Source organism: Okeania hirsuta, assembly GCF_003838195.1.
Classification (GTDB): domain Bacteria; phylum Cyanobacteriota; class Cyanobacteriia; order Cyanobacteriales; family Microcoleaceae; genus Okeania; species Okeania hirsuta.
The window spans coordinates 1-5911 of sequence record NZ_RCBY01000339.1; the positions used below are offsets into that span (position 1 = coordinate 1).

At 34.6% G+C, this 5911-nt stretch carries 3 protein-coding genes; all 3 read right to left on the reverse strand.

The window, feature by feature from the left end; genetic code table 11:
• Window positions 1-63: 63 nt before the first annotated feature.
• The 3 genes from cobA to feoB all read right to left on the reverse strand — a co-directional run bounded on the left by cobA (window position 64) and on the right by feoB (window position 5587).
• The gene (gene cobA / locus D5R40_RS29650; protein WP_124155633.1) at window positions 64-834 is read right to left on the reverse strand and encodes a uroporphyrinogen-III C-methyltransferase; all 771 of its coding nucleotides are present in this window, start codon (window positions 832-834) and stop codon (window positions 64-66) included.
• Window positions 835-1459: 625 nt separating this feature from the next.
• Window positions 1460-2380, reverse strand: a complete 921-nt coding sequence (locus D5R40_RS29655) for a FeoA family protein (RefSeq protein WP_124146478.1) — start codon at window positions 2378-2380, stop codon at window positions 1460-1462.
• Window positions 2381-3748: 1368 nt separating this feature from the next.
• Window positions 3749-5587, reverse strand: a complete 1839-nt coding sequence (feoB, locus tag D5R40_RS29660; RefSeq protein WP_124155634.1) for a ferrous iron transport protein B — start codon at window positions 5585-5587, stop codon at window positions 3749-3751.
• Window positions 5588-5911: the final 324 nt, after the last annotated feature.

Sequence of the window (5911 nt, forward strand, 5' to 3'; positions counted from 1 at the left end):
ACTGATAACTGATAACTGATAACTGATAACTGATAACTGATAACTGATAACTGAAATGACTCCTCACATGATATAATGCTGATAACTACCTAATATTTGATGTAAATTAACTACATCACCAATAACTGCAATAGCTGGTGCTTGAAACCCAGTTGCTTCAATTTGTTCTACAATAGTTTCGAGAGTAGCAATTAATTCTTTTTGCTCGAGACGAGTTCCCCACTGAATTAAAGCAATGGGTTTTTCTGGGGAACATCCGGCGACCATAAGTTCTGCGATAATATTATGTAAGTTATGAACTCCCATATAAATTACGATGGTTTCTGAACCCTGGGCGATCGCTTGCCAGTTTACATTTGCTCGATATTTACCTGTTGCTTCGTGACCTGTGACAAAGGTAACTGAGGAACTATAATTTCTGTGGGTAAGGGGAATACCTGCATAAGCAGGTGCAGAAATACCAGAGGTGACACCGGGAACAACTTCTACAGGTATTCCTGCTTGAATTAAGTCTTCCATCTCTTCTCCACCACGACCAAAAACAAAGGGATCGCCTCCTTTCAAACGTACTACCACTGCATGAGTTTGAGCTTTTTGAATTAGCAGTTGAGTTGTTTGTGTTTGTGGTAGGGAATGGCGACCGCGACGTTTGCCTGCATTGATTTTTTCTGCATTGGGGTTAATCATTGCAAGGATAGGACAGCTGACGAGAGCATCATAGATAACGACGTCTGCTTGTTCTAATAGCACTTTGCCTTTGAGTGTCAGTAGTCCCGGGTCTCCCGGTCCTGCCCCTACTAGATAGACTTTGCCTATACATTTTGACTGATCCATATTTATTATTTTAGATAATTATGCAATATAGTTAAGTAATTCTATCAAAAATCTTGAAAGAGGACTCCCGTTATAATCGCGCTGATTTAACGGTGAGACGGGGCGTATAAATTGCGCGGGGAACCCACGCAGACAGCACCTTATGAATTTCAAAGTAGTAAGTTAATTGAGCGCTTGCAAATTAATCCAGCATGATTAGAGAAAAGTGCACCGCCTGCGCTGAGATTTCCTCAGCGTAAAGACGGAGCAAGAAAGCTTGTGGAGATGATCTGACGGGGGTACAGCTCAATTTATTTGATTTGTTACCAAGCTTACGAATCTGGGAGACAAGAATCTCACGTTATAATTTTTGATTTAACGGTGAGAGCGTCAATAAGTTATTGAGCTGTTATTAGAACTACTGTTTCTAATCATACAAATAGTCTAATTTTATGTCCATATTCAATTTTTGGTGTTGCTGAACGGTAATAATTTTTAGATTAAGTATCAATGCAAAACATAAGTTTTTCAATTTTACCTTCAGCTACTTACCATTACATTTGAGCAACGCCAAAATACCTTCTCTTTTCCTACAAAAAGTTGCGAGACATGAAACGTTCAGCGAAACTAAAGTAGGGAAGTTAAATTACTGTGGTTGCACCTCTAAAATACCATTATCATAAAATAAAACTGTAAACTCAGCCCACTCTGTTTTGAGTAATTCTTTTTGAGTAGTAGCGTCAGAATTAACTAGACTGGGTATAGGTGTTTTTTCCAGATTATCTGTTGCTATTTGATTAAACGCTTCGTAAGCAGCGATCGCCCCATTTTTATCTACTTTAACTAGGTATATTGAAGTTATATTTATGGGGGTTTTCCAGGTTTGATCAATAGTATTGTATAGTTTTTGTTTTAATTCTAATAACTCTGTTTTGTTGGTAATCTTTTTAGCTATTGGCTCTATATTTTGGGGTGGAGAATTAGTTGTTGCTTTTACATGGTTGTTGGTATTTTGATTATTTTTTTTTCCAGCCTTCTCTGGAAATTCAGATTTCTTATTTACTGTCTCAATACTTCCGACCATTGTTGGTTGAACTTGACTTTTATCTACTGTCTCTAATCTTTGATTTTTTGTCTTTGTTGAACTTGAGTTGTAAACAACATTAGTTACAACTTTGGCTTGATTTCCTTGATGGATATCTCTAGTAATCAGGATGCGATAAAATCCAGAAATAACAACTAGAATAATAGTAGTTAATGAAACTAATGATGCTGTTTTAACTTGTTCAGTTAATTCTGTTGTACTGTCAGGGTTCATATCTTTAGCTGAAATATCTGTTTTCACAATTATCATTTCGGCTTCCTCAGGTTGGATATTTATTTCTTGGCTTGAACCGACTCTAATATGCAAGGAACTAGAAGATTTGGCTTCCCGCAAGACTTGCACTGGTTTATTAGAAACTACTCCCTTTTCTTCTAGTCTCTGAACAATTCTTCTTGTATCGTCACTGCTGATAATTCGATCGACTATTGCTATTTGCCCTGTTTTTAAATCCGATAAATTCATTATCATTACTTTTTATTAATTGATTGTTATTATCTTCTCCAAGATCTTAATACTATATTATATCTAAAATATAATTTCAAGCTTTAATACTAAATGTAACATAGAACTACAAAAAACAAAATTTGCCCCTTGCGAATCAACAAGGGATTTACATTCTACTTAGAGAGAAAGATTTAATTGTTGATACCAATTTACTTAAATAAAGTTTTCAATTCATACAATCTTAGTTTGTAAGCATTTCCTGCGGAATGCGGAGTTAACAACTAGCTCGTTGGTCAGCTCTCAGGTATGACGGCAATAACTGCTAAGATTAGGAATTGAGCTTTTTATCTATTTTATTTATACTTTTAATTCTCCCTCAATACTATCAATACTAATTCCACTTCTGGCTGACAATAAATTAATCGCGCTATGACTAATATCAAATCCGGGGGAATTGGACATAAAAAAATTCTCTAATCGTCATAAATACGCTCATCTTTGTGATTCTCTCTCCTCCTGTACGTCGCCAATCTGATGGTTCCCCTAGCTGACTCTTAAAGACTTAACCAATCTATAACTGTTTAAGCGGATTTGATATAATAGCTGACGGCTGAATGCTTATAGCAGTCGAAGCAAAGGTTAGGACATTTATAAATGCCCAAACTCAGTCAGGGATTACTTTTGAGTTTTGAGTTTTAAATTGTGCGTAGTGCTATACCTTAGTCTCAACTTTTAACTTTTGAATACATGACTTTTGAATTCCGTTGACTCCTAAAAAATAGCCTAGCTATTTGTAATACCAATTTCATAAAATATTGCAAAGCGTGAGGACACAGGGAACAGGGAACACCGGAGCTGGGAACAGAGAAAGAAAAACATAAATATTAAAGAGGAAAAAAGGTGGAAATTTTAGAATTTATGGAATTTATAATTTTTTCTTTTAAGAAGAAATCACAAATTAAGATGTAACTGCCTTTGCGTGAATTTGGTATAACAAACATTTATCAATTTGGTATTAGGTATTATACAAAAGCAAAAGTAGGAGTAGGTTTTTAACTTACTCCCACAACTTACAGCAGATTCGGTGATTAATTTGGTACAGCTTAAGAGTGAATATTTTTTGCCTGTTCCCCACTCCCTAATCCCTATTCCCTAAAAATAAATATATGTACTGCACAAAGTAGGAAACTGCTGTATATAGCATTTACCAAAAAGTGTAAGATAGAGCTATAGCAATCCTATTTCAATAGTAATATTTTTGTGGTAGTTAGGAGTCAGGAGGACCGAGTCAGAATTTTCAAGGTTTTTCCTCAATCTTAACTATTATAAAAATCTCACAAATCATTTAGGATTGCTATATAAACTAATTTTCACCTAACATTTATTTCAGAAGCCTAAAGCCAAAGCTCCTTGATAGAAAATAAAACTAGAAACCCAAGCTAAAACTAATGGAAATACTAAAGAAAGTAAAGAAAATTTCCATGATTTTGCTTCTTTAACTATAGTTGCTAAAGTAGATAAACATGGGGTATAAAGCAAACAAAAAATACAGAAACTGTATCCTTGAATAAAAGTAACTGTCTCAGCAATATTACTACTAACATTCTGTTCGCTCATACTGTAAATAACAGCTAAAGAACCAATTACTATTTCTTTAGCAATAAAGCCAAAAAATAGGGATAATGTTAAATAAGGATTAATCCCAATTGGGTCCATGATTGGACTCATAAATTGACCAATTTTACCGCCAATTGTATCTAATCCTGTTGCACCTGGTGGTAAACTTGTAAGTACCCAAACTGCAATACAACCAACAGTAATAAAGCCTGATGCTCTGACTAAAAATTCTCTGACTTCTCCCCAACTTCTCAGTAAAACTTGTTTTAATGTAGGTAAACGATAAGGAGGTAGTTCTAGAATGAAAGGTTCTTCATTTTTATATACCCCTTGAAATAATGCTGCGGTGATAATAGCTACTAAAAAACTGAGGATATATAGAGAGAATAAAACTATCGCTCCATTACCATTAGGAAATACTGCAGCAATAATAAATACAAATACTTGCAGTCGTGCCGAACATAAACCAAAAGGAATGATTAACATGGTTAATAGTCGCAAAGCAGGCGATCGCATTACCCTAGTTCCCATTAATGCTGGTACATTACAACCAAACCCCATTATATGAAGTACAAAACTACGTCCATCTAAACCTAATTTTGCCATAAAGGCATCTATTAAATAGGCAGAACGTGATAGATAACCACTATCTTCTAGCACTGCCATAATAATAAAAAATACGATAATTAATGGCACAAAAGAAGCAACAGTAGTTACCCCTGCCCAAACTCCATTAATAAGAAAGTCTTGAACTATCTCTGGAAAAAGTTGAGCTAGAGGTTCAACAATTGATGACTGTACCCATTCAACAACTATTTCGAGCAGGTCTATTGAGGGAAGTCCGATGTTCCAAACTGCCCAAAAAACTAGAAACATTCCGAGGAAAAATAAGGGTAAACCCCACACAGGATGAAGGAGTATTTTGTCAACTTGAGCTGTGAAGTTTTGTGCTATTTGGGAAGGCATAAGTACAGCACCATTTAAGACTGTATCTATATCACTCAGAGAAATATCTTCCTGTGCTTCTATCCAAGATGTGAGATTATTTAATTTGACGGAATTTTCTACATTTTTTAACTCTTCAGAAATTGCCATATATGCATTCATATAGCCTTTGCCATATTTAGCACTAATTAGAAACACTGGCATTTCTAATCGTTTTGATAATTCTTCTGTATCTATTTTAATTCCATATTGTTTTGCTTCATCTGACATATTCAGCATCAAAACTGCTGGTAAACCCAAGGCTTTTATCTGTAATGGCAGTCTAATTTGACGGTCAATTTGTGCAGCATTAATAATAACTAATACTAAGTCAATGGCATAATTTTCTAAGAATGTTTGAACAACTTTTTCGTCTTCGGAAAAACCGTTAAAGTTATAAATTCCTGGTAGGTCTACAAATTCAGTAGTTTCACCATTTATTTTGACGTTAGCTTGCAAGAGATCGACTGTTACTCCAGGCCAGTTTCCCACATGAGCAGAAACTCCAGTAATTCGATTAAAAAATGTTGATTTTCCAGTATTTGGCATCCCAATTAAAGCAACTCTTTTTGTTGCTTTAGATTTTGAGATTGTTGTTGTAGTTTTAGCGGTATGACAAGTCATTATCTTACCTATTATTTATCTTAAAGTTAGCGAGATATTTTTATGGCTTTATTATAAACATAAATTATGAAAATTAGGGATTATTTTTAGAATCTTTAAGTTTTTGTGGATATTTTTCCAAAATATTTCGAGGGCTTATATAAAGCAAAAAAAGCATAAAGTTAAAGCGTTCGACAAATATTGAAAAGCTGAATACTTATGGTGATAAATCAGCTCTAATATCATGTTCGGACGGGTCAGTTATAAATAAAATTTAAGGACTGACAGTACCGACGGTATCAAATAAATACTGAAATTGTCTTTACTTTTCTCCAATATTTCCTC

Bases quoted from the DNA above. Each gene is read 5' to 3' on its own strand.
- cobA (WP_124155633.1), bottom strand. From the start codon at position 834: ATGGATCAGTCAAAATGTATAGGCAAAGTCTATCTAGTAGGGGCAGGA.
- D5R40_RS29655 (WP_124146478.1), bottom strand. From the start codon at position 2,380: ATGAATTTATCGGATTTAAAAACAGGGCAAATAGCAATAGTCGATCGA.
- feoB (WP_124155634.1), bottom strand. From the start codon at position 5,587: ATGACTTGTCATACCGCTAAAACTACAACAACAATCTCAAAATCTAAA.